The sequence below is a fragment of the Salinigranum salinum genome (genome assembly GCF_009176545.1).
Lineage (GTDB): Archaea > Halobacteriota > Halobacteria > Halobacteriales > Haloferacaceae > Salinigranum > Salinigranum salinum.
The window spans coordinates 2,039,948-2,065,601 of sequence record NZ_VTOJ01000002.1; the positions used below are offsets into that span (position 1 = coordinate 2,039,948).

Annotated in this window: 30 protein-coding genes, 1 tRNA gene, 1 rRNA gene and 2 pseudogenes; 13 read left to right on the forward strand and 21 right to left on the reverse strand. The window is 67.8% G+C overall.

Going from position 1 to position 25,654, the window contains the following annotated elements:
* On the reverse strand, positions 1-543 hold the full coding sequence (locus FZP69_RS21255; protein WP_152043345.1) for a CDP-2,3-bis-(O-geranylgeranyl)-sn-glycerol synthase: 543 nt from the start codon (positions 541-543) through the stop codon (positions 1-3).
* 110 nt (positions 544-653) lie between these two features.
* Between FZP69_RS21255 and FZP69_RS21260 the strand changes: the two genes are divergently transcribed.
* The 3 genes from FZP69_RS21260 (at position 654) to FZP69_RS22810 (ending at position 3,599) form a co-directional block, all read left to right on the forward strand.
* Positions 654-1,757, forward strand: coding sequence for a glycerol dehydrogenase (locus FZP69_RS21260; RefSeq protein ID WP_152043346.1), 1,104 nt, complete (start codon positions 654-656; stop codon positions 1,755-1,757).
* A gap of 96 nt (positions 1,758-1,853) precedes the next feature.
* Positions 1,854-2,510, forward strand: coding sequence for a DUF502 domain-containing protein (locus FZP69_RS21265; protein ID WP_152043347.1), 657 nt, complete (start codon positions 1,854-1,856; stop codon positions 2,508-2,510).
* A gap of 57 nt (positions 2,511-2,567) precedes the next feature.
* Positions 2,568-3,599: a hypothetical protein gene (locus FZP69_RS22810; protein WP_192918682.1), complete on the forward strand. Its 1,032-nt coding sequence runs from the start codon at positions 2,568-2,570 to the stop codon at positions 3,597-3,599.
* A gap of 2 nt (positions 3,600-3,601) precedes the next feature.
* Here the strand turns inward: FZP69_RS22810 and FZP69_RS21275 are convergent, their stop codons facing one another.
* Entirely contained in the window at positions 3,602-4,534 is a 933-nt protein-coding gene (locus FZP69_RS21275; RefSeq protein WP_152043349.1) for a branched-chain amino acid transaminase, read from the reverse strand.
* A 105-nt stretch (positions 4,535-4,639) separates the two neighbouring features.
* Between FZP69_RS21275 and FZP69_RS21280 the strand changes: the two genes are divergently transcribed.
* A complete protein-coding gene (locus tag FZP69_RS21280; RefSeq protein ID WP_152043350.1) occupies positions 4,640-5,521 on the forward strand; it encodes an NAD-dependent epimerase/dehydratase family protein in 882 nt (293 codons plus the stop codon).
* 29 nt (positions 5,522-5,550) lie between these two features.
* On the opposite strand, the gene ribB is transcribed toward FZP69_RS21280, so the two are convergent.
* Positions 5,551-6,267, reverse strand: a complete 717-nt coding sequence (ribB, locus tag FZP69_RS21285; protein ID WP_152043351.1) for a 3,4-dihydroxy-2-butanone-4-phosphate synthase — start codon at positions 6,265-6,267, stop codon at positions 5,551-5,553.
* Complete coding sequence (locus tag FZP69_RS21290) at positions 6,268-6,972, reverse strand: DUF120 domain-containing protein (RefSeq protein ID WP_152043352.1); 705 nt, start codon at positions 6,970-6,972, stop codon at positions 6,268-6,270.
* Between the two features lie 239 nt (positions 6,973-7,211).
* Here FZP69_RS21290 and argS point away from each other — a divergent pair, with 239 nt between their 5' ends.
* Complete coding sequence (argS, locus tag FZP69_RS21295; RefSeq protein WP_152043353.1) at positions 7,212-8,957, forward strand: arginine--tRNA ligase; 1,746 nt, start codon at positions 7,212-7,214, stop codon at positions 8,955-8,957.
* 109 nt (positions 8,958-9,066) lie between these two features.
* Here the strand turns inward: argS and FZP69_RS22815 are convergent, their stop codons facing one another.
* The 4 genes from FZP69_RS22815 to FZP69_RS21310 form a co-directional block, all read right to left on the reverse strand.
* Positions 9,067-9,207 (reverse strand): hypothetical protein, encoded by a 141-nt coding sequence (locus FZP69_RS22815; protein WP_192918683.1) that lies wholly within the window; start codon positions 9,205-9,207, stop codon positions 9,067-9,069.
* Between the two features lie 113 nt (positions 9,208-9,320).
* Entirely contained in the window at positions 9,321-10,949 is a 1,629-nt protein-coding gene (minD, locus tag FZP69_RS21300) for a cell division ATPase MinD (RefSeq protein ID WP_152043354.1), read from the reverse strand.
* 52 nt (positions 10,950-11,001) lie between these two features.
* Entirely contained in the window at positions 11,002-11,820 is an 819-nt protein-coding gene (locus FZP69_RS21305; RefSeq protein WP_152043355.1) for a DUF7537 family lipoprotein, read from the reverse strand.
* Positions 11,821-11,890: 70 nt separating this feature from the next.
* Complete coding sequence (locus tag FZP69_RS21310) at positions 11,891-12,427, reverse strand: hypothetical protein (RefSeq protein WP_152043356.1); 537 nt, start codon at positions 12,425-12,427, stop codon at positions 11,891-11,893.
* A gap of 240 nt (positions 12,428-12,667) precedes the next feature.
* Here FZP69_RS21310 and FZP69_RS21315 point away from each other — a divergent pair, with 240 nt between their 5' ends.
* A complete protein-coding gene (locus FZP69_RS21315; protein ID WP_152043357.1) occupies positions 12,668-13,432 on the forward strand; it encodes a sugar phosphate isomerase/epimerase family protein in 765 nt (254 codons plus the stop codon).
* A 114-nt stretch (positions 13,433-13,546) separates the two neighbouring features.
* Complete coding sequence (locus FZP69_RS21320) at positions 13,547-14,200, forward strand: helix-turn-helix domain-containing protein (protein WP_152043358.1); 654 nt, start codon at positions 13,547-13,549, stop codon at positions 14,198-14,200.
* A 161-nt stretch (positions 14,201-14,361) separates the two neighbouring features.
* Here the strand turns inward: FZP69_RS21320 and FZP69_RS22820 are convergent, their stop codons facing one another.
* Positions 14,362-14,889, reverse strand: a complete 528-nt coding sequence (locus FZP69_RS22820) for a hypothetical protein (protein WP_192918684.1) — start codon at positions 14,887-14,889, stop codon at positions 14,362-14,364.
* A gap of 186 nt (positions 14,890-15,075) precedes the next feature.
* Here FZP69_RS22820 and FZP69_RS21335 point away from each other — a divergent pair, with 186 nt between their 5' ends.
* Together FZP69_RS21335 and FZP69_RS21340 are read left to right on the forward strand one after the other, a co-directional pair.
* Positions 15,076-16,071, forward strand: a complete 996-nt coding sequence (locus tag FZP69_RS21335) for a phosphotransferase family protein (protein WP_152043360.1) — start codon at positions 15,076-15,078, stop codon at positions 16,069-16,071.
* 217 nt (positions 16,072-16,288) lie between these two features.
* Complete coding sequence (locus tag FZP69_RS21340) at positions 16,289-16,729, forward strand: hypothetical protein (protein ID WP_240137740.1); 441 nt, start codon at positions 16,289-16,291, stop codon at positions 16,727-16,729.
* A 168-nt stretch (positions 16,730-16,897) separates the two neighbouring features.
* Here FZP69_RS21340 and FZP69_RS21345 read toward each other — a convergent pair whose 3' ends face one another.
* Positions 16,898-17,275 carry a DUF2237 family protein gene (locus tag FZP69_RS21345; RefSeq protein WP_152043361.1) on the reverse strand — a complete coding sequence of 126 codons (378 nt, stop codon included), beginning with the start codon at positions 17,273-17,275 and terminating at the stop codon, positions 16,898-16,900.
* A 170-nt stretch (positions 17,276-17,445) separates the two neighbouring features.
* Between FZP69_RS21345 and FZP69_RS23115 the strand changes: the two genes are divergently transcribed.
* A complete protein-coding gene (locus FZP69_RS23115) occupies positions 17,446-18,168 on the forward strand; it encodes an RAD55 family ATPase (protein WP_240137742.1) in 723 nt (240 codons plus the stop codon).
* A 55-nt stretch (positions 18,169-18,223) separates the two neighbouring features.
* On the opposite strand, the pseudogene FZP69_RS23465 reads toward FZP69_RS23115, so the two are convergent.
* The 3 genes and pseudogenes from FZP69_RS23465 to FZP69_RS21360 all read right to left on the reverse strand — a co-directional run.
* A pseudogene (locus FZP69_RS23465) lies at positions 18,224-18,316 on the reverse strand (aldehyde ferredoxin oxidoreductase C-terminal domain-containing protein); the annotation flags it as partial.
* Between the two features lie 14 nt (positions 18,317-18,330).
* Positions 18,331-18,669 (reverse strand): annotated as a pseudogene (locus tag FZP69_RS23470) (aldehyde ferredoxin oxidoreductase C-terminal domain-containing protein); the annotation flags it as partial.
* A gap of 27 nt (positions 18,670-18,696) precedes the next feature.
* Positions 18,697-19,440 carry a sporulation protein gene (locus tag FZP69_RS21360; protein ID WP_152043362.1) on the reverse strand — a complete coding sequence of 248 codons (744 nt, stop codon included), beginning with the start codon at positions 19,438-19,440 and terminating at the stop codon, positions 18,697-18,699.
* A 264-nt stretch (positions 19,441-19,704) separates the two neighbouring features.
* Between FZP69_RS21360 and FZP69_RS21365 the strand changes: the two genes are divergently transcribed.
* Positions 19,705-20,064: a DUF7521 family protein gene (locus FZP69_RS21365; protein WP_240137743.1), complete on the forward strand. Its 360-nt coding sequence runs from the start codon at positions 19,705-19,707 to the stop codon at positions 20,062-20,064.
* 89 nt (positions 20,065-20,153) lie between these two features.
* Entirely contained in the window at positions 20,154-20,549 is a 396-nt protein-coding gene (locus tag FZP69_RS21370) for a MoaD/ThiS family protein (RefSeq protein WP_152043363.1), read from the forward strand.
* 100 nt (positions 20,550-20,649) lie between these two features.
* Here the strand turns inward: FZP69_RS21370 and FZP69_RS21375 are convergent, their stop codons facing one another.
* Together FZP69_RS21375 and FZP69_RS21380 are read right to left on the reverse strand one after the other, a co-directional pair.
* On the reverse strand, positions 20,650-21,519 hold the full coding sequence (locus FZP69_RS21375) for a hypothetical protein (protein ID WP_152043364.1): 870 nt from the start codon (positions 21,517-21,519) through the stop codon (positions 20,650-20,652).
* 127 nt (positions 21,520-21,646) lie between these two features.
* Positions 21,647-21,970 carry an ASCH domain-containing protein gene (locus tag FZP69_RS21380; protein WP_152043365.1) on the reverse strand — a complete coding sequence of 108 codons (324 nt, stop codon included), beginning with the start codon at positions 21,968-21,970 and terminating at the stop codon, positions 21,647-21,649.
* 194 nt (positions 21,971-22,164) lie between these two features.
* Here FZP69_RS21380 and FZP69_RS21385 point away from each other — a divergent pair, with 194 nt between their 5' ends.
* Complete coding sequence (locus tag FZP69_RS21385) at positions 22,165-22,542, forward strand: winged helix-turn-helix transcriptional regulator (RefSeq protein WP_152043366.1); 378 nt, start codon at positions 22,165-22,167, stop codon at positions 22,540-22,542.
* Between the two features lie 160 nt (positions 22,543-22,702).
* Here FZP69_RS21385 and FZP69_RS21390 read toward each other — a convergent pair whose 3' ends face one another.
* From FZP69_RS21390 to rrf, 6 genes are all read right to left on the reverse strand, one after another.
* Positions 22,703-23,107, reverse strand: coding sequence for a type IV pilin (locus FZP69_RS21390; RefSeq protein ID WP_152043367.1), 405 nt, complete (start codon positions 23,105-23,107; stop codon positions 22,703-22,705).
* Between the two features lie 123 nt (positions 23,108-23,230).
* A complete protein-coding gene (locus FZP69_RS21395) occupies positions 23,231-23,503 on the reverse strand; it encodes a hypothetical protein (protein ID WP_152043368.1) in 273 nt (90 codons plus the stop codon).
* Entirely contained in the window at positions 23,500-24,279 is a 780-nt protein-coding gene (locus tag FZP69_RS21400) for a SagB/ThcOx family dehydrogenase (RefSeq protein WP_152043369.1), read from the reverse strand. The genes FZP69_RS21395 and FZP69_RS21400 overlap by 4 nt, the downstream gene beginning before the upstream one ends.
* 438 nt (positions 24,280-24,717) lie before the next feature.
* Positions 24,718-25,107: a hypothetical protein gene (locus FZP69_RS21405; RefSeq protein WP_152043370.1), complete on the reverse strand. Its 390-nt coding sequence runs from the start codon at positions 25,105-25,107 to the stop codon at positions 24,718-24,720.
* A 66-nt stretch (positions 25,108-25,173) separates the two neighbouring features.
* Positions 25,174-25,249 (reverse strand) — tRNA-Cys (locus FZP69_RS21410).
* Between the two features lie 305 nt (positions 25,250-25,554).
* Positions 25,555-25,654: ribosomal RNA gene (gene rrf / locus FZP69_RS21415) — 5S ribosomal RNA — on the reverse strand; the annotation flags it as partial.

Below are 25,654 nucleotides of genomic sequence, written 5' to 3' on the forward strand. Positions count from 1 at the left end.
CTACCACGGTTCGTCCTTCAGCCCGAGCAGGTAGGCGATGGCGTTCGTCGCGACGTGGAGGAGCGGTGTGGCGACGACCACCACGACGAGTGCGGGGGGCGGGAACGTCGCGGCGAACCACGCGGGCGAACCGAGCGCGGTGAGCCCGAGCGCGCCGACGACGAAGTCGAGCTGGTCGACGCCGGGAAACGCCGCGCCGCGCTCCCGGCCCGTCCGTCGCTTCAGGAAGGAGGCGACGATGTCGCCGAGCATCGCCCCGAACGCGAGCGTGACACCTACTCGGAGGGGAAACGTCGGGAGCGCGAAGCCGACGAGGCCCCCGATCGTGGGAGCGAGGAGGTTCAACAGGAGCGCGACGGCGGCCCCGGCGAGGGTGCCGGCGAGAGTTCCTCGCCACGTCTTGCCGTCGCCGAGGACGCGCTCGCCGCCCCACGTCCGCCCGCCGTCGATCGGGGGACCGCCACCGAACACCACGGCCGCGTTGTTCGGGACGTACGCCGGGAGCATCGCCCAGAGCGCACCGACGACGAGTGAACCGACCATACTGCCCCTGCGAAACCGACCCGATAAAACGCGGCGGTTTTCTTCCGACCGGAACGTGTCGTGTCAAACGAATAAATTATTAACGACCGGTCGGCGTCGGTCCAGCCGAGATGTCTCGCATCTTCAAATCACCGGCGCGGTACGTACAGGGAAGGGACGTCACGGGCGACATCGGGACACACGTGGAGCCACTGGGCGGGACGGCGCTCGTCCTCGGCGACGAGTTCGTCCTCGGGCTCGTCGAGGACACGGTGGTGACGAGCCTCACGGGCGCGGGCGTCGACGCCAGTTCTGTGACGTTCGGCGGCGAGTGTTCGACGACCGAGATCGACCGGATCGCGGGCGTCGCCGAGGAGCGCGGTGCCGACGTCGTGATCGGCGCTGGCGGGGGGAAGGCGCTGGACGCGGCCAAGGCCGTCGGCGAACAGCTGGAGGTCGCGATGGTGTCGATGCCGACCATCGCGTCGACGGACGCGCCGACGAGCGCACTCTCGGTCATCTACACGGAGGACGGCGAGTTCGAGGAGTACTGGTTCCACGACAACCACCCGGACCTCGTGTTGGTCGACACCGCGATCGTCGCCGCGGCACCCACCCGGCTGTTCAGAGGCGGCGTCGCCGACGCGCTCGCCACGTGGTTCGAGGCCGACGCGAACGCACAGTCCGGCGGCGACAACTTCGTCGGCGGGAAACCGACACGGACGGGCACGAACCTCGCGAAGCTCTGTTACGAGACGCTGCGCGCCCACGCGGTGTCGGCGGTCGAGGCGGTCGACCGCGACGCCGTCTCCGAGAGCGTCGAGGCCGTCACGGAGGCGAACACGCTCCTGTCGGGGCTCGGCTTCGAGAGCGGCGGGCTGGCGGCCGCCCACGCGATCCACAACGGCCTCACCCAGCTGGAGGCGACCCACGAGGCGATCCACGGCGAGAAGGTGAACATCGGGACGGTCTCGCAGCTCGTGCTGGAAGGTCGCGACGACGCGTTCGTCGAGGAGATCATCGAGTTCTCGCTCGACGTCGGTCTGCCGGTGACGCTTTCGGAGATCGGGCTCGACGATCCGACGCGCGACCAGCTCGACGTCGTGGCCGAGGCCGCGTGCGCCGAGGGAGAGACCATCCACAACGAGCCGTTCGCCGTCGAGCCGGCGATGGTGCGTGACGCGATCCTCACGGCGGACCGTCTCGGCGAACGCGCCCGCGCCGACCGCTCGTAGATCGGGGATTCGACGGGTCAGACGCCCGCCAACCGGTCGGGCGCGGGGTGGTCCGAAGAGGAAGGCCTCATAAGGCCAGCGACCAATCAGTCACTGATGTCCTCGTGGAGACGTGATTTCGCCTCCGGGCTCGTCGTCCTCGTGCCGATACTCGTTATTCTGTTCGTGATCAACTGGCTCTACTCGCAGATCGCGTCGCTCCCGGTCATCCGCAACCTCACACCGCCGTTCGGCGTCCTCGTCGCCATCGTCGTCTTCACGATGCTCGTGCTCTCGGTCGGCTACCTCATGCGCACGACGGCCGGCCAGCTGTTCGAGGCCGCCCTCGACAACGTGATGAACCGCGTCCCCCTCGTGCGGGTGCTCTACAACGCCTCCAAACTCGCCGTCGAAACCGCCCTGACTGGAACCGAAGACCTCCAGAAACCCGTCCGTCTCGAGGTGTGGCCCGGCGTCCGCATGACCGCGTTCAAGACCGGAAAACGCACGAAAGACGGCCGCGAGGTGCTGTTCATGCCGACCGCGCCGAACATCACCACCGGCTTCGTGATGGAGGTCGAGTCCGAAGACATCACCGAGACCGACGAACGCGTCGAGGAGGCGCTCACGCGCATTCTGTCGGCCGGGTTCGCCGAGGAGGACCACGGCGTCGAGATCGACGTCTTCGAAGAACCCGAGTCGGACGGCGAGTCGTCGGGATCGGTCGACATCACGACCGAGTCGTCGGGGACAGGGTCGGGGTCGCAGTCCTGAGCAGGGCGCGAGACGGACGGACAGAAGACATTTGTCGCGGTGGGACGGTGATATCACATGCGTCAGCCCTCCAGACGCGCGTTTCTCGCAGTTACCGGCCTGGCCGTCACGTCGACAGGCTGTCTCGGCCGCGAGGCCGACCAGTCCGAGTCGACGACGGGGACGGGCCGGCAGCCATCGGCCGCGACAGGGTCGTCGACAGCCGTCGACCTCGGTACGGAACAGTCCGTCGGCGGCGTTCCGGTCACCGTCTCGACCCTCACCGTCCAGGACTCGGCACTGACACTCGACGACGACACGATGACGCTCCACACCGCCGACGACGAGCGGTACGTCGTCGTCTCCGTGTCGGGAAGCGAGGCGGGACCCGCGCCGGGCGCGTTCTCGCTCGATGTCGACGGCGAGACGTATCCGGGCCGGGTCGACCTGTTCGGCAGGGACGCTCAACTCGACGAGCGTGGTCCAGTGTACGACCCGTCGTATGGAACCGAGCAGGGGTGGGTCGGGTTCGCCGTCCCGCCCGGACTCGACGCCGGCGAGGCACGAATCGTACTCAGTCACGGTGACGAGACGGCGTCGTGGCGACTCGAAGCAGCCCAGCTCGACGCGCTCCGCCAGCCGAGGGCCGAGTTCGAGCTCCGGTCGGTCGAGATCCCGGAGACGCTGCTCCTCTACGACCCGGTGTCGGTTCGTGTCGTCGCCGAGAACGTCTCTGACGTTGCCGGGGTGTTCAAGGGAGTACTCAACGTCGCGGGTCTGAACTTCGCCTACGCCCCGTACCCGTTCGCCCTCGACGCAGCGCCCGGCGAAACGGTCGTCTGGGAGCAGACGTTTCGAGACGGCCCGTCGAGGGACGTCGAATCGGTCGGCTTCTTCCTCGAGACGGTCGCTGGAGGGACCGAAGTACGGGCGACGGTGAGAGGCCGAAACGAACCCACACACGGACCCGCGACCACGACCACGACAGAAACCACGACCACGACCACGACAGAAACCACGACCACGACCACGACAGAAACCACGACCACGACCACGACAGAAACCACGACCGCGGCAGACGCAGCGACGCCACCAACGACCGACTCCTGACCCTATTCGACGTACGTGAACCACTTCTCGTGGTCGTCGGTGCGGCGCTCCACGAGGTCGAAGAAGGCCTGCTGAACCTCCTCGGTCACCGGGCCACGGGAACCGTTCCCGATGACGACGTTGTCCACCTTGCGGATGGGGGTGACCTCCGCGGCCGTCCCGGTGAAGAACAGTTCGTCGGCGGTGTTGAGTTCGCCGCGGGAGATGGTGGCGTCGTCGTGGACGGTGTAACCGAGTTCGCGGGCGAGCGTGATCGCGGTCTGGCGGGTGATCCCGTCGAGGATGCTCTGGGAGAGCCCCGGGGTGTAGATCTCGCCGTCGCGGACGAGGAAGATGTTCTCGCCCGGCCCCTCGGCGACCTGTCCCTCCTTGTTGAGGACGATCGCCTCGACGTAGCCGTTCCGTCGCGCCTCCTCGCCCGCCAGCAGGGAGTTGACGTACAGCCCCGTGGTCTTGGCGTTCGTGGGGATCTGACTCGACGCGTGCTTGCGCCACGACGAGACCATCACGTCGACGCCCTGTTCGATCGCCTCCTCGCCCAGGTACGCCCCCCACGGCCAGGCGGCGATGGCGACGTCGACCGGGCAGTTCCGGGGACTCACGCCCAGTGAGTCGTAGCCGTAGAAGGCGATCGGGCGGATGTAACACGACTCCAGCCCCTGCCGTCGGATGAGTTCCAGCGTCGCCTCGGTCAGCTCCTCCCTGGAGAACGGGATCTCCATGTCGTACGGCTTGCCCGACTGGTAGAAACGTTCGAGGTGTTCGTCCCAGCGGAAGATCGCGGGACCCTTCTCGGTGTCGTAACACCGGACGCCCTCGAAGACGCCAGTGCCGTAGTGGAGACCGTGCGTCAGGACGTGGATCTGCGCGTCGTCCCAGTCGACGAACTCGCCGTCCTGCCAGATCGTGTCGACGTCCATCTCGTCGAAGCTCATACTCGCTCGTAGCCGGCCACTGTTATAAAATGGGTCGGGAGTGCCCTGAGCACAACCCACACGGCTGGAGCGGTTTTTTGCCCCTGCTCGGCCACACGTCGATCGATGCCCACGTCCATCGACACCGTGCTCGTGACCGGGGCGACGGGTCGGATCGGGCCGACCGTCGTCGACCGGCTCTCGCAGACGTACCGCGTCGTCGGTAACTCGCGGTCCGGCGGCGACGTCGGCGACGCACACCTCAGAGGCGACATGACCCGCCCCGGCGACGCCTACGGCGTCCTCGCGCGGAGCGACGCCGACGCGGTGGTCCACCTCGGGATGCTGTCGAACCCCGACGGGACACCGGGCCACGTCACGTTCGAGAGCACCGTCGGGAGCAGCTACCTCGTTCTCGAGGCGAGCGAGGCGCTCGGCGTCGAGTCGGTGGTACTGGCGTCGAGCATGAGCGCGCTGGGGTCGGGGTTCGATCCCGACCCCGTCCGGCTGTCGTACCTGCCGGTCGACGAGGACCACCCGCTCACGCCGCGCGACCCATACGGCCTCGCCAAGCAGGTGATGGAGGTGACCGCCGACGGGGTGGGACGACGGGCGGACGCACCCACGATCACCTCGCTGCGCGTACCGTGGATGCCCCGACCAGAAGACGTCCAGCGAGCGTTCGTCGAGGCCGACCGGTCGCTGGAGGCGCTCCACCAGCACGAGTCGTACCACTCGATCCGCAACACGCTGTTCGCGTATCTCCACGCCGCCGACGCCGCCGACCTCGTCGCCCGCGCCGTCGAGGCCGACCACGCCGGCCACGAGGCCGTCTGGGCCGCCGCCGCGGACACGACCGTCGACCTCCCGACCACGGACCTCCTGGCCGCGGAGTACCCCGACGTCGACACCACGCGCGAGTTCGAGGGGTACGAGAGCCTCGTATCGGTGGAGAAGGCAGACGAACTGCTCGGGTGGGAACCGAAACGGAGCTGGCGATCGGCGTAGAGAAACGACGAGTCCGAGACGACGACGAGTTACAGGCCCGAGACGAGGTCACGTCCCTCGACGAAGACGTACCCGTTCGCTCGAGCGTACGCGCGCGCGTCGACGACGGAGCGCGCGTCGCCCGTTTCGTCGTCGAGCATCTCGCAGACGACCGCCGCGGGCGGGAGACCGGCCGCCCGTGCGAGCGCGACGCCCAGTTCGGTGTGGCCCCGTCGTTCGTCGAGCAGCCCCCCCGCCGCGCGCAGCACGTGGACGTGGCCGGGCGAGCGGAACTCGCGGGAGAAGTCGTCGACGTCGTACGCCTCGCCGGCGTCGATCCGGGCGGCGACGTCGGCGAGTTTCCCGATCGTCAGTGCACGGTCGGCGTCGGTGATCCCGGTGAACGTCTCGCGGTGGTTGATCGGGAGCGAAAAGGACGACCGCGAGTCGTACGCGAGGTCGTGGTCGGCCGCGGTCGGATGGTCGAGGACGGCGTCGAGGAACGGGAGGTCGAGGGCGGCCGCCACCCTGTCGCCGAGCGCGACACAGACGAGCCCGCCGGCGTCGTTGCGCAGGTGTGCGACCGCGCCGGCGGTGATCGATCCCGCGGGGTAGACGATGTCCGTCTCACCCTCGCGGTCGTCGGCGTCGTGGACGAGCACCGGCTCGCCGTCGCGGAACGCCCGGATGGCACGGGCGACGGGATCGGTCGGTTCGCTCCCCGCGCCCGCGTCGGACTCGAGGTCGGTGTCGGAGGTCGACGGCATCTAGATCGCCTCGATTCGCACGGTGATCTGATCCCCGTCGGCCAGCCCGAGGGCGTCGCGGAGCCGGTCGGGAGCGATGATCTCCAGCTGCGTCTCGTCGTGGTGGGTGCGGTCGGGGACGATGATGTGGGCGTCCTCGTACGTTTCGCCCTCGAAGCCGACGGTGGCCGCGTAGCAGGTCGCCGACCCGAACGTCCGTTCGTCGTCCTCCCAGCCGTCGATCGGGACGGCGTCGAGCGAGCCGATGGCGGTGCGGGCGCGGACGCTGTCCGGCGTGAGATCGACGTTGAGGGTGCCGGGATACGGTTCGTAGCCGAGCCGTTCGCGGAACTGCGTCATGTACCCCGACAGGGAGATGTAGTGTTTGCCCTCGCCCATCCCGCCGGTCACAGCGCCCTCCAGCGTGACGGCGTCCGGTCCTCGGAAGATCTGGCGATACTCGGCGTACTCCGCGTGGAGCGCCGCCTCTCCGTCGGCAGTCACCGACACCCACTGGCCGTCGCTCACGACGTCGCGGTCGAGGTAGCCCGCCTCGTCGAGCCGCTGGAGCCGCCGTGAGGCGGTCTGACTCGACGTCTCGAGCTCGGCGGCCAGCCCCGAACAGGAGATCTTGACCGGCCCGGTCAGGCCGCCGTCGAGTGCGACCCGCTTCAGCGCGGCGAGTTCGTCGTAGCCGACGGCCGTCGTCGGTACCGATTCTGGCATACGTTCGTGTTGGGAAGCCGCCGGGATAAGCATGCCGAATCTGGGATGCGTCCCAGAATCGTTACGGTCGGGGGACGGGCGAGCGGCGGGTGAACGAGCAACGAGCGCCGAGCGGTCGTCGGGGATCGGTGTAGGAACGACCACGGGCTAAACGTGTCGGTTGGTGCAGTCGAGACGCAGGCAGCCCTCGACCGTCGCAACTCGGTACCCTAATACCGGACGCGGCGGAAGGCACGCGCATGTTCAGAGAGTTCCGGACGGAGGTCGAGGCGGCCCTCTCCGCCGCGCTCGCGTCGCTCGACCTGCCGACCGACGACCTCGGCGTAGAGGAACCCCCCGAAGACGTCTCGGCGACACTGGCGTCGAGCGTCGCGTTCCGACTCGCGAGCGAGGTCGGGGCACCGCCGCCGAAGATCGCCGCCGACGTCGCCGACGCCGTTTCGACCGCGGAGTACGAGTACGTCGGGGCGGTCGACACGCAGGGACCCTACGTGAACTTCCACGTCTCCGAGCAGTACGACGCCGCGACGCTCGACGCCGCCCAGGACGAGGAGTACGGCCGACTCGAGCCGAAGGAGACGAGCGTCGTGGTCGAACACACCTCGGCCAACCCCACCGGTCCGGTCCACGTCGGCCGCGCCCGCAACCCGATTTTGGGGGACGCTATCGCCCGCTGTCTCGACTACGCCGGCTACGACGTCGAGCGCCACTACTACGTGAACGACGCCGGCCGCCAGGTCGCCGTCTTCACGTGGGCGTACGAGACGTTCGACGAGAGTGACCTCCCGGAACCCGAGCGCAACCGACCCGACTACGACCTCGTCCGCTACTACCGGAAGGGGAACCAGTGGCTCGACGAGGCCGCCGCCGCGGACGTGGCGACGGCCGAGGCGGAGATCGAGTCGATCATGCAGGGGCTAGAGGCGGGCGACGAGGAGACGTTCGAGCGCGTCGGCCACGTCGTCGATCAGGTGCTGGCGGGGATGCGCCAGTCGCTCGAACGACTGCCCGCCGAGTTCGACGCCTTCGTCAAGGAGACGGAGTTCATCCGCGACGACTCCGCCGACGACGTCGTCGGTCGGCTCAAAGAGAGCGATCACGCCGTCTACGAGGACGACGCCTGGCAGCTCGACCTCTCCGAGTACGGGATCGAAAAGCACCTCGTCTTCCTGCGGTCGGACGGGACGACGCTCTACACGACGCGCGATCTCGCCCACCACGAGTGGAAGTTCGAGCACTTCGACCGCGCCGTCACCGTGCTGGGAGAGGACCACAAGCTGCAGGCACAGCAGTTGAAAGCGGCGCTCGACGTGCTCGGCAACGACACCTCGCGGCTCGAATCGACGTTCTACTCGTGGGTGAACTTGCCTGAGGGCGGGATGTCCACCCGCGAGGGCACCGGCGTCGACCTCGACGACCTCCTCGACGAGGCCATCGCGCGGGCACGGGACGAGGTCGAATCACGCCTCGACGACCGCGTCCGCGACGACGACCTCACCGACGAAGACGTCGACCGCATCGCCCACCAGGTGGGGATCGGTGCCGTCCGCTACGACATCGTCTCGAAACAGCCCACGAAGTCGATCACCTTCGAGTGGGAGCGCGCGCTCGACTTCGAGGCGCAGTCCGCGCCGTACGTCCAGTACGTCCACGCGCGCTGCTGTGGAATCTTAAACGACGCGGACGTCGAGAGGGAGGCCGACGCGTCGGTGCTGACCGAACCCGAAGAACGCGCCCTCCTGCGTGTCGTCGCCCGCTTCCCCGCGCGGGTCGAAGTCGCCGCCGAGGAGCTCGAGCCGCACGCGATCGCCACGTACGCCCGGGAGATCAGCGAGACGTTCAACACGTTCTACCGGGAGTGTCCGGTGCTCTCCGCGGAGGACGAGTCGGTGAGAGCGGCCCGGGTCGCGCTCGTCCGTGCGGCACGGCACACGGTCGCGAACGCCCTCGACACCCTCGGCGTCGAGGCACCCACGTCGATGTGAGACGGGCACGGTCGGCGAGTCGACCCACCACCGCGCGGCGATCGATAGCCGACGCTCGATACTCCGAAAGCGGCTTGATCGGGGGCGGCGACGGTGGTCGTCGTCCGCGTCAGACCACGACCGGCGCGGGGGCGAGGAGGCCGGCGATGAGCGAACCGCCGACGCCGACGACCGTGGCCGCACCGAGGCCGAGCGCGAGCAGCAAGAACAGCACGAGCCACCAGAACGGGACCGCGTCTGAATCAGCCATACGAATCGTCGGGAGAGCGGACTAAAAGAACTTCTCGTTCTCCGGCCGGTGGAAGACCGAACCCTCTCCAGTAGCACATCGCCTCCGTCACGGAGGGAGGAATCGAGGAGCGGTCAGCCGAAGAACCGACCGAACAGCCCCTTCTTCGGCTCGTCGGTGTCCTCCTCGTCCGCCCCGGTCGCCTCCGCGTTCGCGTCCTCCCCGTCCTCGTCTGCGTCGCCGCCGTCGTCGGTCTCGTCCGCGTCCGCGGCCACCGCCTCGTCCGTCGGCGGGGACGACGCGTCGTCGCCGTGGTCGGCCTCAGCGTCGGGGATGTCGGGTCCGTCGCCCGGCTGGATGACCACACCCGTCTCCTCGGCGGACGGGGCCGCGTCGAACGTCACTCCCTCGTCGTCGGCGTCAGCGTCGGGTTCCGCCTCGGAGACCGTCTCGGCGACGGTGGAGGGGTCGGTGGTGTCGGCGTGGTCGGCGTCGTCTCCGTCACCATCGACGTCGGTGTCCGCCGAGCCCGCCGACGCGTCCGGTTCGCTGGCCGACTCGACGTCCGCGAGCGTCGACGCGATCCCGCCGCCCGACCCGGATTCGACCGAGTCGACCGACGTGTCGTCGGTCGTCCCCTCTCCTTCGTCCCTTTCCTCCCCTTCGTCCCTCTCGTCTCCTTCGTCAGCTCCGATCTCTTCTCCTTCGTCAGCTCCGATCTCTTCTCCTTCGTCAGCTCCGATCTCTTCTCCTTCGTCTACTACGTCTTCGTCGTCCGCGACAGCCCCGATCTCCTCGTCGAGTTCGAAGACCGCTTCGAGATCGTCCTCGCCCTCGTCGAGCACGGACGAGACGTCGAGTTCGTCGAGGTCGGTCACGGGATCGGTTTCGTCGGTCGGGTCCTCCGGGTCGACGGCGGTCTCCGCGTCCGCCTCGGCCTCGCTGCTGGCGTCCGACGGGCGTTCGTCGGCGGAGGCCTGCGACCCGTCGTCGGAGGCCGGAGTCGTGTCCGCGTCCGCGTCGAGTCCGGCCGCGGCGGCCGCCTCGTCGAACGACTCGCCCATCGCATCGGCAGCGAGCGCCCCGGCGAGCGCCCGGTACGCCGCCGCGGCGGGCGAGTCGCCGTCGTGTGCCGTGATCGGTTCGCCGTCCGTCGTTGCGTCCTCGACCGACGCGTCCTCCGGGACGACCTCGACGAGGTCGATCTCGAGGTCAGCGACGAGCGCGTCGACGTCGACGCGGTCCGTGTCGACGCGCGTGAGCACGAGCCCGAGGACGGGCGTGTCGACGTGTGCGGCCAGCTGGCGAGTCTTCTCCGTGTCGCCGATGGCGTCGGGCAGCGGCGTCGACACCAGCAGGACGGCGTCGGCGAGGCCGAGCGGGAGCACCGTGTCGTGGCTCAGGCCCGCACCCGTGTCCACGAGGACGACGTCGTAGTCGTCGAGCGCGTCGACGACGGTCCGGAGCGTCCGGGGGTTCGCTTTCACGTAGTGGTCGAGGTCGGTCGAACCGGGGACGACGCCGACCCCGAGCGGCCCCTCGTACACCGCCTCGAGCGGGTCGGCGTCGCCGGCGAGCACGTCGTGGATCGTCGGGCCGTCGGGCGACAGGCCGAGCATCCGGCCGAGGTTCGGCATCCCCAGGTCGGCGTCGACGACCGCGACCCGGTAGCCCGCGGCGGCGAGGGCGACCCCGAGGTTCGCCGTGGTGGTCGTCTTGCCGACCCCGCCCTTCGCGCTCGCGACCGCGTAAACCCGTCCCATGCTGTCCGAAACGAGCCGTGGTGAGTATATAAAAGTTCACCGCGGTTCGTGCTTACGTCGTCGATTCGCGAGCCTCGGAGAGCCACGTCGGCGCTCGTACGTCGGTCGTTCCGACCGCGGTGAACTCAGCATGTCCGGAGAGGGTGTACGCCCTCCCGTCTTCCTGCTGGTACTCGATCGTGAACGAATACGAGCGGAGGAGCCCACGATTCGTCACGGTAGCCGTCAGCTCGAACCCGACGATCTCTTGGGTCCCGGAACTGAACGCACCGTCGGAGAGCGTATCGACACCGGTTGCCGTGTAGACGTGGCCAGTTTCACCTTCCCGGTGGTCGAGTGTGACGTTCCCGAACTCCTGGAGTACAAACGGTTCGAGCAACGCGTCGGGTGCCAGGTCCCGCTCCGGGGTAGCGTACTCCGTCTCTCCCGTCTGCAGTTCCCGTCGTTCGTACTTTTCCTTTCCGTTGCGGTACGCGACGTAGCGCTCCGTAGCGGTCCCGCTGCCGACGACGCTCTCGACGACTACCTGATCCCCATCGAGGTCGTGGGTGACCGTCGTCGTCCGGTTCGCTGGCAGCGCGTCGAAGTCGTCACTCGCGAACGTGTACCTTTCCTCGAAAGTGAACGAGCCGGCTGCGTCCAATCGCCCTGCGTGGGCATCGAGAAGCACGTCCTGATCGACAGGAGGAGTGAAGGCTTCGGCAGGGAGATCACCACCGCCGTCACCACCCACGGTCCCGTCAGGCCCCACGATCGGTCCGCTATCGGTTTCACCGCCACTCCCCATCAGGTGGTCCAGTGGCTGGCTCACGATGCCGGACGCCGCGACACCACCAGCCGCGACGACCAGCCCAGCGACAACCGCTGCCACGAGCACACGTCGCCCGACTCCGTCGCCACCGACTCCGACCGTCCGCGTCGAACTCGTCGGGACCGGTCGACTACCGCGGCGAGGCTCCACCTCGCCCTTCGAGAAAAAAGGTGATCGTCCCGCCGACGAGGGAGTTCGGGACCACCATGAGAACGACCAGCGTGACGAGTTTTCCGAGTTCGATCGGACCGCCGCCGCTGCTACTGCTCGCGGTCGCACCACCATCCCCACCGCTGCCGACGACGGCTGACAGACCGACCAGCAGAAGGACGGAGACGATGATTCCGAACACGGCGAACCCAATGCCGTTCGCAATCCCGCTGTTCACGGACCGAGAGCGAATATCACCGACACCGTCTTCGGCGGTCGCGTACCCAATGAACGCCGCGATGAGCGGGCCGCTCAACACGGCGAATGCGACCACGACCATCGAGAGGATACCGTTCATGATGGCCCCGCTCATTCCCTCTCCCCCGCCGAACTGTGTGAGGAGGACGATACCCAACAGCCCTAGACCACCTCCGATCACGGCGTAGTATCGAACACTGCGAAGGATCAGTGACGTGTCCAGCACGATACCGCCGCTCGATCGGTTTTCTGTTGCCATGCAGGTACGTTACGGATTTCATATATAATTCTGCGGGCATGAATCTCGGTGGTGATAGTCGAATGGGGACAAGCGGGTTCGTCGATCCTGTCCGTCGAGCGCGCGCTGTGCTGTCCACGCGGGGCCGCACCGACGGACACCGATTCTGTTCATTTAGGAATGCGAGAAGCGATACAGTTATTGAGAACACGACGTGGATCGGACGAACGCCTATACCCGCCCGTCCCCTCCAGCGAACCGATGAGATTCGGCGCGGCGCTCGACCTGCGATTCGACCAGTCGTTCGAGGAGTTCGTCGCTTTCCTGCGAGAACAGGGACTCTCACACGTCGAGATCAGGCAGGGCTACCTCGACACCAACCCGGACGCGCCCACCCCGGAACGCGTGCGGCGCGTCGCCGACGGCGCGGATCTGACCGTGACGGTCCACGCGCCGTTCCGCGACTGTCACCTGGGGAACCTCAACGAACGACTGCGGGTAGCGACGGTGGCGAGCGTCCGCGACGCGCTCGACTTCGCCGCCGCCGCGGACGCGGTCGGCGTCGTGGTTCACGGCGGATCGGTCAGGCCACGCTACCCCGGACGTGTTCAGCGTCGCGCCCGCGACCAGGCCGTGCGGTCGCTCCGGGCCTGTGCGGACCACGCCGCTACGGTCGAGGTTCCCCTCTGCGTCGAGAACCAGCGAGACACGGGCTCGAAACGACGGAACACGGCCACACCGGAACGACTCGCGGCGCTCCTCGACGACGTCGGTGCGGGATCGGAACTCCGGGTGACGCTCGACGTCGGCCACGCGAAGGTCGCGGGAGTGCCGGTCGAAGCGTTCGTCGACGCCGTCGGCGACCGCATCCACGTCGTCCACCTGCACGACAACGACGGCACCGACGACGATCACGACCCGCTGCCCGCGTTCCGATCCGTGGCGACGGAGATCGACGCGCCGTACAACGTCCTCGAGATGAAGTCGCTGGCCGATATCGAGCGATGTGTCGCCGGGACGGGCTGAGCGCCAGCAGTCGCGAGAGCCAGCTTCGAAGTTCGAACTAAGCGGTTCACCGACCGGTGTGTCCGAACATGTTCGTCCAAGGGATTCAGTGTGCGGGCGTGCGTACTCCACGGTATGGCCCTCGCGAAACTGGTCGTCGACCTGCCGTCGGGCACGTGGATCGGTGAAGTGTCGACCGCCCACCCCGACGCCGTCTTTCGGGTCCTGGCCGCGATGCCGGCCGACGACACGGGCGTTGGCCTGCTCGAGATCACCGCGCGAGAGATGCGTTCGGTCCTCACCGCCGTCGAGGAGCACGAGGGGATCGACGCGGTCGAACTGCTGCAGGCGAGCGACACGGAGGCACTCGTCCAGTTCGAGACGTCACAGCCGCTGTTGCTCATGGCCGTCCGCAACTCGATGGTGCCACTGGAGCTCCCCCTCAAAATCGTCGCCGGGCAGGCCGACCTGGAGCTGACCGCGGCGCAGTCGCGGCTCTCCGAACTCACGACACAGCTGGCGGAGTTCGGGATGTCGTACGAGGTCGAGTACCTGCGGCAGTCGCCGACGTCGACGGAGCTCCTGACGGGGCGACAGCGCACACTCCTCGGCGAGGCGGTCAAACGCGGCTACTACGACACCCCCCGGGGATGTACGCTCACCGAGCTGGCCGACGCCCTCGGACTCGCGAAGTCGACGGTGAGCGAGCGGCTCCACCGGATCGAGGAGAAGGTGATGAAGGAGTTCGCCGCCGGACTCGACGGCGTCGGGCTCGACGCCGCACCGTGATCGGCGACGCGGACGGCCGGAGAGCGGACCGTCTGCGACCCACGCTCGACCGGGTCTGCGGGGTGGACACAGAGGGGCAGGTCGGGCCGAGTTGGGGCCGTCTCGTTCGGGCTAGGCACTGCAGCTCCGGTCGGTTTACTTCGGACCGAGTCCGGGGTCGGTCAGTTCAGCTCCGCCTCGGCCGCTCGCTCACGACTGGCACGAGGCGGCCGACGCCGCCGACGGGAGACGACGCGCGCGAGAACCCACGCGAGGAGCCAGCGGATGCGACGACGCCGCCCACCGGCGGAGCCAGCGAGCGACTCGCCGGCGAGGAGCCGTTCGACGCGGTGTTCGAACGTCCCCTCGTCGATCTCGCCGGCGACGTACCGCGCCTGGAGTGCCGCGAGGGGGTCGGGTCGTCGATCCGCGGCGGTGACGCGTCGATCGAGTCGGCGCGCGCCGACGCCGACGACGGCCGCGAGCGCCACGGGGACGAGACCGCCGGCCACGAGCAGCGCGAGCCCGAGCACGTTCGCGTCACCGTTCAGGAGGAGCGAGAGGCCGGCGACGACCACACCGACGCCGACCACGGCGACTCCGACGCCGACCAGCCCGACGACGGCGACGGCGACGGCGGCGTAGAGGACGGTCCTGAACGCCGCGAGCGTGCGGGGGTGTCTCACTTCGGGAGTTGTCTCGGAAACCATGTGACGCGTACGTGTGGGCGCGACATAGCTGTACCCAGTAGCAGTCTTGGGGGCATCCCTCTGTACCAGGTGGCCGACCCTATACCTGGTTACGGATCTTGTACATAGAGGCAGATCCCGTACGTAGTGGCTGACCATGCGCCCGGGGGCCGATAGCGGTTTGTCACTTCGTCCCGTCTCACGGTCGTGAACGTGCCCGACGTGGTCGCCGCCGTCGTCGACCGCGAGTTCTCCGGACGGACGATCCGCGGGGTCGAGCGGCTCGCCGGTGGCTGCAAGGCCACGTACCACGTCCGGTTCGACGATCGAAGCGTCGTCGTCGCCGTCCCGCTAGAGGCGTGGTACGAACGGGGGTTCGCGCTCGAACCCGCACTGATGCGGCTCGTCCGCCGGGAGACGACGCTCCCGGTCCCGCGGGTGCTCGCGAGCGACGTCTCCGGCGACTGGGACGAGATGTACCACGTGACGGCGGCCATCGACGCCGAGAACCTCGGCGGGCGGTTCGCCGGGCTCGGGAGGGAGACGCAGGTGAGACTGCTCGAGGCGGCGGGTCGTGCGCTGGGGGAACTCCATCGGGAAGTCGGGTTCGACGCGAGCGGTCCACTCCGTGTCGCCGACGCGGACAGGGGGGTGACGGTGGAGCCGCGGCCCTCGTGGCCGGCGTTCCTCGCCGAACTCGTCGCGGGCTGGCTAGACGAACTCGCCACCAGCCGGTTCGCTGACCTTCGGCCGACGTTCTCGGCGGCGTTGACGCCGGAGTCGTTCCTCGCCGACGGGGTGGGCACGGAGCCGGTCTGTCTCCACTTCGACTACGGCCCCCGGAACCTCCTCGCGCGCGGGGACGACCTCGTCGGCGTCGTCGACTGGGGATTCGCCGTTGCCGGGCACGCCGAGTACGACCTCTTCGAGTTCGAGAAGAACGTCCTGCTCGGGGAACTGTCGACGGCGGCGGCGCGAGAGGAGCTCCGACCACACGTCCACGCCGGCTACCGCGACGTCCACGAGCTCGACGACGGGTGGGAGCGCCGCCGCGCGTTCTACCGCGTCGCGTTCAAACTCGCCAGCATGCGGTCGTTCGACCGCTGGAGCGCGGGGGGGAGCGAACGCGCCCGCGACGAACTGGCGGGGCGGCTCAGATCGGAGCTCCGCACGGACCTCGACCGGCTCCGGGCGTACGGGTGAGATCGAACACGAGGCGATGGGCACGTCGACGCGGAGCCGGGCCACCGTCGGTGAAGCGAACTTCCGGTATGGCGCGCGTGACTGCGCGAGCAGGTGAATACGCCGGACCGTTGACCGCGACTGCGGGGGTCACCCCACGTATAAACGCTCGGGGTGCTGTGCGAGCAGCCGGCCTCACCACAGTACCAGCATATGAGTTCCCTCCGTCTCGGTGAGTATGGTACAGGCGACTGCTCAGCAAGAGGAGATCGCGGCACAGATGAAGAAGATAAAGGTGATGCTGATGGTCGGCGCGCTGTTCGCCGCCGTCGGCTACCTGCTCGTCGGCAGCGCGCTGTTCTTCGAGCTCACACAGTTCCACCCGCTGCTCGACGAGTTCTTCGCCACCCAGACGAACCACAGCCTCGCGGGCGGCGGTCCCGAACGGACGAGCGCCGCGCTCAACGCCCAGCTCGCGACGATCCACCAATGGCCCTCAACCCTGCTCTGGCTCAAACTCGGCGGCATCGCCCACATCCTGACGGGGATCTTCGTCGTGCTCGCGGCGATCGTCCGCGCGCTGTCGATGATGCCCATCCGCCTCGGCTCGCTCATGCAGGAGACCATGGGCGCGACCCAGGGTTCGTCGCACGAAGGCGCGGCTCCCGCTGACGACTGAACCGAACCACGAATCGAAACTCAGTCCTGAGAACCGACACCGGGGGTTCAAGTCATCCGCCGACGAAGAGGGTGCATGGACAGACAGCAACTGATTGCCCTGGTCCTCGTCGGTCTGATGGTCCTCTCGTCGGTCGGCGCGGTCGCGTCGCTCTTCTGAGCCCGTCGATCAGTCGATCGCGTCGTCGGCCTCGTACGCGCGGAGCGTCTCCAGCGGGACGTCGTCGAGCACCGCCGCGCTGGTCGCCTCGAGCACGAGCGGAGGTGCGCAGTCGGCCTCGTACGCCTCGAGCCACCGGCCGACGCAGACGCACCAGCGGTCGCCGGGGTGGAGACCGGGGAAGTCGAACTCGGGACGGGGCGTGACGAGGTCGTTGCCCCGTTCACGGCTGAACTCGAGGAACTCCTGCGTGACGACGGCACACAGCTCGTGTCGTCCGCGGTCTGCCTCGACGTGTCGACAGTGGCCGTCGCGCAGGTATCCCGTCTCGGGCGCGACGCTACACGGCCGGAGCGGCGTTCCGAGGACGTTCTCGTCGGCAGACATACGTCAACGACGTCGGCGAGAGACAAAAACCCGGTGGCGAGACGCGGTCACCGCCGTCGAGCGGGTGGCTCGGCCCCACACCGTCGTCGCGACGGTTTTCGTTTTTCACTCTCGATACTGAATAAGACGGCCACAGAGTTATATAAGATACTGACAATCTTGAAATTAGGATGAACACGGAGGAACCCACACGGGCCACGGTCGACGCACGCGACGACGACCGCCTCTCGACGTTCGCGCCGGGGTCGAACGTGCTCGTTCGGGGGACCTCGCTGGCCGGCAAGCGGACGCTCGGGATGGCACTGCTGGCCGCACTCCCGACCGACGAGCGGCCGATCGTGCTGTCGGCGGCGGCGGACGTGGCGACGCTCCAGCGACGACTGGCCGCCACCGGGGACGCGACGATGAGTGACCGCTGGTACGTGGTCGACGCGGTGCGCTCGCAGGTTGACGGGGGGACCATCGCGTGCACCGACGGGGGCGACCGACGGACGTGGTACGTCACGTCGCCGAGCGACCTGACCGGCCTCGGGATGTCGACGAGTCGGGCGGTGTCGGCGATCGTCGAGGGTGGCGACCGCCCCCGCCTGCTCGTCGACAGCCTGTCGACGCTGCTGCAGTACAGTTCGCTCGAGCGGGTCTACCGGTTCCTGCACGTTCTCAACGGGCGGATGGCCGCCGTCGGCGGCGTCACGCTACAGGTGCTTCACTCGGACGCCCACGACGCGCAGACGGTCGGGACGCTCGCACACCTGTTCGACACGGTGCTGGACGTCCGCACCGAAGACGGCGTGCCGGTCGTCGTCCGCACGGGGACGGGTGGCGAGAGCGCCGTCCCGATGACCGACCTGCTCGCGGGACTCGCGACCGGGGAGCCGACACCGGCCGTCTGAACCGACGGCGGTTATCCGACCCCGGCGGGTCCACCGAAGTCGGCAGGTCGAGCCGATCGAGCCTCTCCGGCGTGGCGACGCCATCATCGTCCCACCCGCGCACGTCGTAGTAGTCGTCGAGCATCCGGTCCAGTTCGTCGGGGGCCAGTACATCCCTGCGGAGGGACCGTCGGGAACCGGCTCGTGCGTCATCCGATACGGGAGGCTATCGGTCTCGCGGCGCGCGACCCCGCGCTGGACGTTGATCGGGCGTTCGAGGGTGTACACCCGCTCGCCGATCGTCTCGACGTCGTCGGTCGAGAGATCCCACCCGGTCGCGTGGTTGATCGCGTCGCGGGAGCGGTCGTTGACGCGCTTGCCCCACCTACCCTCGCTCACGAACCGACACGGGGTGAGCGAGTCGCCGAGCGCCGTGAAGTGCTGAGAGCGTTCGACGAACGCCGGACCCTTCGAGCCGTGGAGGTACTGCTCGGCGTCGCCACCGAATTCGCGGGCGAGCACGAACGACCGTTCCAGCGACCGACCCGCTCAGGCGTGCCGTTCGATGGCGTCCTCGAGCCGTCGGCGGACGGTCGCGGCGTCCGCGTCGGAGACCGTCAGTGAGGTCTTCCGTTCGTCCGTGTCGGCGAGTTCGCTCAGGAGACCGCCGCGGCGGTCGACCTCGACGAAGACCGTGAGCTCCTCGGCCGACGGATGGCAGACGAGTTCGACCTCGTCGAGACGACCGACGAACGATCCGCCGGAGGGATCGAACTCGAACTCGAACTCCTGGACGAACGGTCGACCGGTGGCGTACCGGCCGTACGGGTCGGCCTCACACTCCGCGGAGCGGAACGAGAAGCCGAGTGCCTCCATGGCGTCGAACACTGCCTGCATCCGCGGCGTCGGTCGCACCTCGAGAGGGTCCCTGTCTTCGGGGTCGACGGCCATCGGGATGTCGAGTTCCGTCTCGACCCAGACGTCCACGCGCCCGAGCGTCACCGGCGTCGCGTACGGGATCTCGATCGTCGTCGACCGGACGTCGCGCTGTCCGGGCTCGACGGTGAACCCGTCCGAGAGGCGGAGGCGGTCGACCGTCGCCTCCTCGTACCCGTCTTCGGTGGCGTACCGCGTCTCGAGTTCGAGTTCGATCGATTCGACGGTCTGTTCGGCGGAGCCGCCCTCGGTGTGGATCTCCGCGTCGACCGACGTGCCCGGTTCGACGGTCGTGGAGGCCAGGACCGTGTCGACCGTCGCGTTCCCGACTCCGATGCTCGCGAGGACCTTCTTCATACGTCGAACGGGGGCGGCGCGACCGGCATATGTCTTTTCGTGACCACGACCCCGGAGCGCCGACGGCCACACTGCGTGGCTTCCGCCCGGTCGCGAGTCCGGAGCCGTCGAACGATGCCGCGTCGCGGTCGGGACGGTCGACCGGTGGACGTAGTGGACGGGATCGGTGTGCGAGATCCGGCGGTCCGCGACGTTCTCAGATCGCTGAAACGAGCATCGGCGTACAAAAGTGAGAGCGACGAACCATCGAAGAGAGGTGGTCGAATGCACGAAACGACGATCCTCTTCGTCGCGAGCAAGACGGTGACGCTCGTACTGGGAGCACTCATCACGTTCCTCGCGTATCGGGCGTTCCGCCGCCAGGGCGAGCGGGCGCTCCGGGCCCTGATGGTCGGCTTCGGGCTCGTAACCCTCGGCTCCGCGGCCGGCGGCGCGCTCTATCACGTCGCGGACGTCGGCTTCGCTCTCGGGGCGAGCATCGAGAGCCTGGTGACGGCAGTGGGGTTCGCAGTCCTGCTGTACTCGCTGGTCGTCAGCGTCGACGACACCGGAATCCGCGACTCCCAGTCCCGGTCTCGGACCACGCCGTCGAACCCGGACCGGGGTGGACGAGACGTCGGCTGAATCGGATCGAAGTCATCCCGCGTCAGCACGGACGCGGGCCGAACGTGTTCGGGGTCGGACTGAGCACGGTCGAGACCGTCTCTCCGCGTATGAGCACGACACGTACGGAGACGAACGCAGAGACGCGACAGACGACAGTGACCGTCAGGTGTACCGGACACGTTCGGACGGCGATCGGGAAACACGAACTCCCGTTCACGTTCGAGGGCGACACGCTCCGGGAGTTCCTCGACGCCTTCTTCGACGAGTACGACGTCGCCGACCTGCTCATCGCCGAGACGGACGCGGAGGCGACACACCGTGGCTGGGCCCGGGTCGACGAGGTGCCCGGCACCTGGCAGAAGAATCCCGAGGGCGAGAACACGCGGTGTTACGCTCGCGTCTGCGTCAACGGCCGATTCAACGAGAACCTCGACGGGCTGGACACCGAGCTCGACGACGACGACCGGATCGCACTCATCTACCCGTTCATGTTCTGCTGTTGAACTGCCGACCGGGGACCGAGAGTTGGCTCTCCGCGTCGTGAACGGGCGAAGAAGGCAGGACGGACGCACAGCGACGCGAGGAGCGGCGCGGCGGTCGGTGTCAGTACCGCGAGGGGAGGTACGCCAGTCCGACGAGGAAGATCACCGAGAGCCACGAGAGGATGGTGACGCCCCAGAGCCCGTTCTTCTGCTCGGTGAACGAGTCGATCTCGCCGTTCTGCGCGCGGAAGCTCTCGAAGTCCTGCGTGAGCACGACCGTCGTGTTGGTCCGGAAGTGCGTGAGGTACGTCTGCCCGCTCAAGGTGACGTTCGCGTGGTTCCCGGCCTGGACGGTGTTCCGTCGGGGAGCGTTCCACGACAGCGTCACCGCGTCGCTCGCGACGTCGATCCGGGTCTCGTTGCCGTCGAGCTGGAGGGTGTCGCTCTCGGAGAACTGCTGTCGCTCGGGCGTTCGGAAGTACTCGCTCGCAGGCACCAGCGTCGAGGAGCCGTTCTCCGTGACGATGACGAACTCCTGGCCGTCGCGGGTGACGGTCTCGTTGTCGGCGGCCGTGTCGTTGGCGAGGATGCCGGCGCGGTCGATGGACTCGCGCAGCGTGAACGACGACGGGTCCGAGGCGTTGGGGATCACGACGTCCCACTCGTCGTCCGCGTACGTGACGGTCGAGCCGTTGTCCCACGTCTGAGTGTACAGCGCCGACTCGTTCGTCCAGGCGAACTGGGCGGTGTGGGTGATGGTCGTCCCGCCGCCACCACCGTGCCCGCCGCCGCTGCTCGTTTCGACCTCCGTGGCGACCTCGGCAGCGGTGTACTGCTGGCCGTCCACGGTGAACGTATCACCCTGTGAGAGAGCGTGGTCGGGGTTCTCGAACGCGATCGTCGGCTCCTCTGCGGTCGCGATGAGCGAGTACGACGCCGCCCCCACGACCAGGAAGAACACGACGTAGATTGCCGCGGCGCGTCGTTGCATAGTCGGAGCAAAGACCACGCGGTGTATAACGGTTACTGATTCCTCACTCGGCCACGCACGGTCTGGTCGTTCTCCGCACGCAGGGGCACCGGACTACCCGCACGCAGGAGCATCGAAACCCTACGGCTCACTCGGTCCCGTCGCGGCGTTCGAAGCGGTGACGGACGACCGGCGACTCGTCGTCCCACTCGAAGGAGTCGTGGACGGCCTCGAGTCGACGACGGTACGCCGCGAGATCGTCGGAACCCTCCGCACGGGCGTCGGCGTCGGTCAGGTCGCCCAGCGTGCGTTCGTCGACGGCCGTCACGACGAACTGGACGCCGTCGATCTCGAACGTGTCGCCCTCGTCGGCGTAGCGGTCGCCACGGTGCAGCTGGGTGAGGTCGCCGTCGAGTGCCATCCGTTCGACCCGTTCGTTCGGCAGGAGGACGCTGGCGTCGATGTGTGCCATGCGGGAGAGGAGGACAGCACGGACAAAAAACCAGCGCGCGAGAGGAACACCTGCCCGAACGGGATCGGAGAGGCTCCCCAGCCGGGAACTCGAGCGTCGACCCCGAGACACCGACCTGACAGCGGCCGGTCAGTAACACGGCGATAGCTGATACCAGAACGAACCACTATACGTGCGGACCCCCTACGAGGAACATGGCAAACGGACGGACGTCGGATCCCGACGAACGGTACAGCGAGGAAGCGTGCGTCGTCATCGACTCGCTCGAGCAGATCGGCTCTCAGTGGCGCCTCATCGTGCTCCACGACCTCCAGGAGGGCGAGAAACGGTTCAACGAACTCAAGCGATCGACCGGATCGAGCGCACGCACGCTCTCGCGCGTCCTCGACGATCTCCAGGAGATGGGGTTCGTCGACCGCCGTCTCGAGGAGGACGCCCCGGTCGCGACGTACTACTCGCTGACGGAGAAAGGCTGCTCGCTCTCGCCGGTGTTCGACGCGATCGAGCAGTGGGCCGACGAGTGGCTCGCCGACGAGAGCGCTGCGGAGGCGGTCGACTCGCTGACGTCCTGAGCGCACGAGAGTCAGGGAGGGGGTTCCCGACCCGGTAGCCGACTGAAAGAGAAACGACGGCCACCGACGAATGGTTACTAGATAGGTATCATAACAGTTACGGTCAGCGTCGGATCCGAAAGTCGTGACGACAGGAACCGAACGAATGAACGGAAACCGGTCAGGTGTTCCGCCAGCCCCGCAGTTTGATCCGTTCACCCACATCGTTCGTCCAGTAGAGTTCGACCACCGTCCCCCGGTCGGCACGGACGACCCCCGTGTCGCCGTCGGTGACCACCCCGTCCCACGAGACTCGCCGGCGGACGCCGTCGACGGTCACGACGAGATCGGCCGCCGGGACGGCCTCGCCCCCACGGTGGGTGAGTTCGACGTGTGACGCGTTCGCCCGTTCGAGCGACCAGTTCGCGTCCGGGGCGTCCGCGACGCTGGTCGAGGGACCGCCGAGTCCCGCGAGGACGACGCCCACGATGCCGACGACGATGAAGAGCGCGAGGGCGACACCGAGGAGGTTCAGGAGGCGGTCTCCACTGGCGTCGTCGCCGTCGCTCGTTCCCTCGGTCGTCATGGGCCGTCCCGCCGTCGTCCGTGGCAGGAGCGTGAGCGAACACGACGTTCCCGGACGTACATATCCGCACTCGACGGCACGTCCACAAAAATCGAAGGGGTCAGGCGGTCTCGCTTCAGCGGATCATGCAGGCGGACAGACGTACGTGAGTGCCAAGTACAGCGTCATGAAGACGCCACCGACGACGTGGACGACTCGAACGACGGTCCGTCGGTTCTCGCGGATCGTGTACCCGTATCGCGCGACGAGGAGTGCCACCCCGGTCAGGAGCGTGACGAGGGCCAACACGAGCGTCACGAGCGCGAGTCCGTAGTGGTTGAACGACAGTTCGACCAGGGGGACGTCCGGTGCGCACGCCACGGGCAGGCGCACGAGGACCCACACGAACCCAGTCATCGGGTATCACGTCGGGTACCGACGGGGAAGACGTACAGCGGTCGGTGGTCGTCGGGGAGATCGAGGACGGATCGCACCGCGTCGTCGCGGAAGGCTCCGACCGCGACGGTCGCGAGGCCACGGGTCTCGGCCTGGAGGTAGAGGTTTTCGCCGACGTGGCCGGCCTCCATCGGGACGTACCGCGACTCGCCGCGCTGTCCGTACCGCTCGATCGTTCGTGCGTCGACGGCGGTGACGACGATGGCAGCCGGGGCCGCGCCGACGAACTGCTGGTCGAGAGCCGCCCGCTGGAGGGCCGCGCGGAACTCGCCCTCACGGCGCCGCACCAGCCGGTGGGCGCTCCGTTCGTGGCGATAGACGCCCGGCTGGAGGTCCTCGACGCCCGGATCGCCAGCGACCACGGACAGTTCCAGTGGGTACGTCGCGCCCGCGCTCGGCGCAGTCCGGAGGTCCGAACGGGCGGGACGCTCTGCCGTGAGACCCTGGGCGGCCCAGAGCAACTGTCCGAGGTCGGCCAGCGACAGCGGGTCGCCGGCGTACTGCCGCCGGGACCGACGGGTCGCGAGCGCCGATTCGACGGATACCGTCCCGTCCGTCGTCGGGTCCGGCAGGTCGACGGTAGGAGTGGGACCCGCCACCCTCGTGCCGTCTGCCGCGTCGCCGTCGTCGACACTCACCGCCCCGAACGCCTTGCCGAGCAGGAGCGAGCCGGCAGCAGTCGCGCCGGCGGTCAACCGACCGACGGTCCGCCGGGAGAGTGCTCTGTCGTCGCTCATACGGGTGTGTTGTCGCTCCGCCGAATTCAGTACTTCTCTGGAACGTGGCCCACGAGCACAGGGCGCCGACTACACGTCGGCCGTCCCGTACGGCAGGAGCGCGACGGACGACCCGGCCACGGGGACAGCGGCAGTGGGAGAACGGTGTCGACGTGAACGAGAGCCCGCTGTTCAACCCCGGTGGACAGGGCAGACTGGCCGCCCGGAGATCGGGATCACGGACGGCTCACCGCTGAAGCTCCGGGTCGCCGATCGGCGGACGCTCCGTCTCGAGCCGAGTTCCCGGACACCGTGCCCGAGCCGGTCGTCGACCTCGACAGTACTGGCTGTTCACGGACGACGCCGACACGAGACGGGAGACGTGTATGAGTCAACATCCGACGGAGAGGAGGCGTCGTGTTGAGTGACGCTGACGGGACTCGCGCCGCGCCAGAAGCCTCAAACGTTCGGTGTGAGCGACCGTTCAGGCGTAGAACAGTATCTCTCTCCAGCAGTCAGTTGGTAGAGACGGGTGTTCAGCACCCCGCGCCACTCGTGACGTGCGTCGCCGACGTTCTCGACGAGGTCCGCGAAGGTGTCCCAGTGCATCCCTTTCGGTTGATCGGGGGTGAGAGGATGATTGCTCGGATGCAGACGACGCCCCTCGGTGTCAGCCTTCGCGAACGCCCGATCGTACCGAAGCAGTGCCGTGTACCTATCGTTGCCCGACTCGCGCGAGGAGCGATATCCGGGCCGGGCGGACACCGTCACCGCCGAGTCGTTGGGGTGCAGCCGGGCGTGCTCACGGACGTCGTCGACACGGAACGGGAGCGCGTCGTCGCGGGTCACACCGGATCCCCCGTGTTTCAGGCAGAGCCGAGGCTAACAGCTCTCGGATTCTCGTGATGTGGTACAAGCCAAGGGCCGGATTTGAACCGGCGATGATCCGCTCTGCAGGCGGACGCGTTAGGCCGGACTCTGCCACCTTGGCGCAGTACGGACTACTTCCGAGGACCGCTTAAGCCTCACGCTTCGATAGCGTTCGACGACGACGGTGCCCCGTCCGCCGTCGACACCGCCCGCGTGCCACGTCCAGCCACCCCTCGTGCCGAGAGATCCACACCTCACGCGCGATGTGGTGATCCCTCTCTCCGACCTCTGTGTCACTGCGGACCGGAACTCCCACGAGTCCGATCCTGTGTCCGAGCCCGAACCTGTACGACGAGTGTTACGTGTGCGTACGGGACCGAGCCACGGCTACGAGTACGGGTATGAATATGAGTATGAAGTATGAGTGCGAGGCGGCGAATCAGTGTTCCCAGGGGCTCGCGCACCCCAGTACTCGCTGATACGCTGGCGAGCTTAACTTCCGTGTTCGGGATGGGTACGGGTGTTA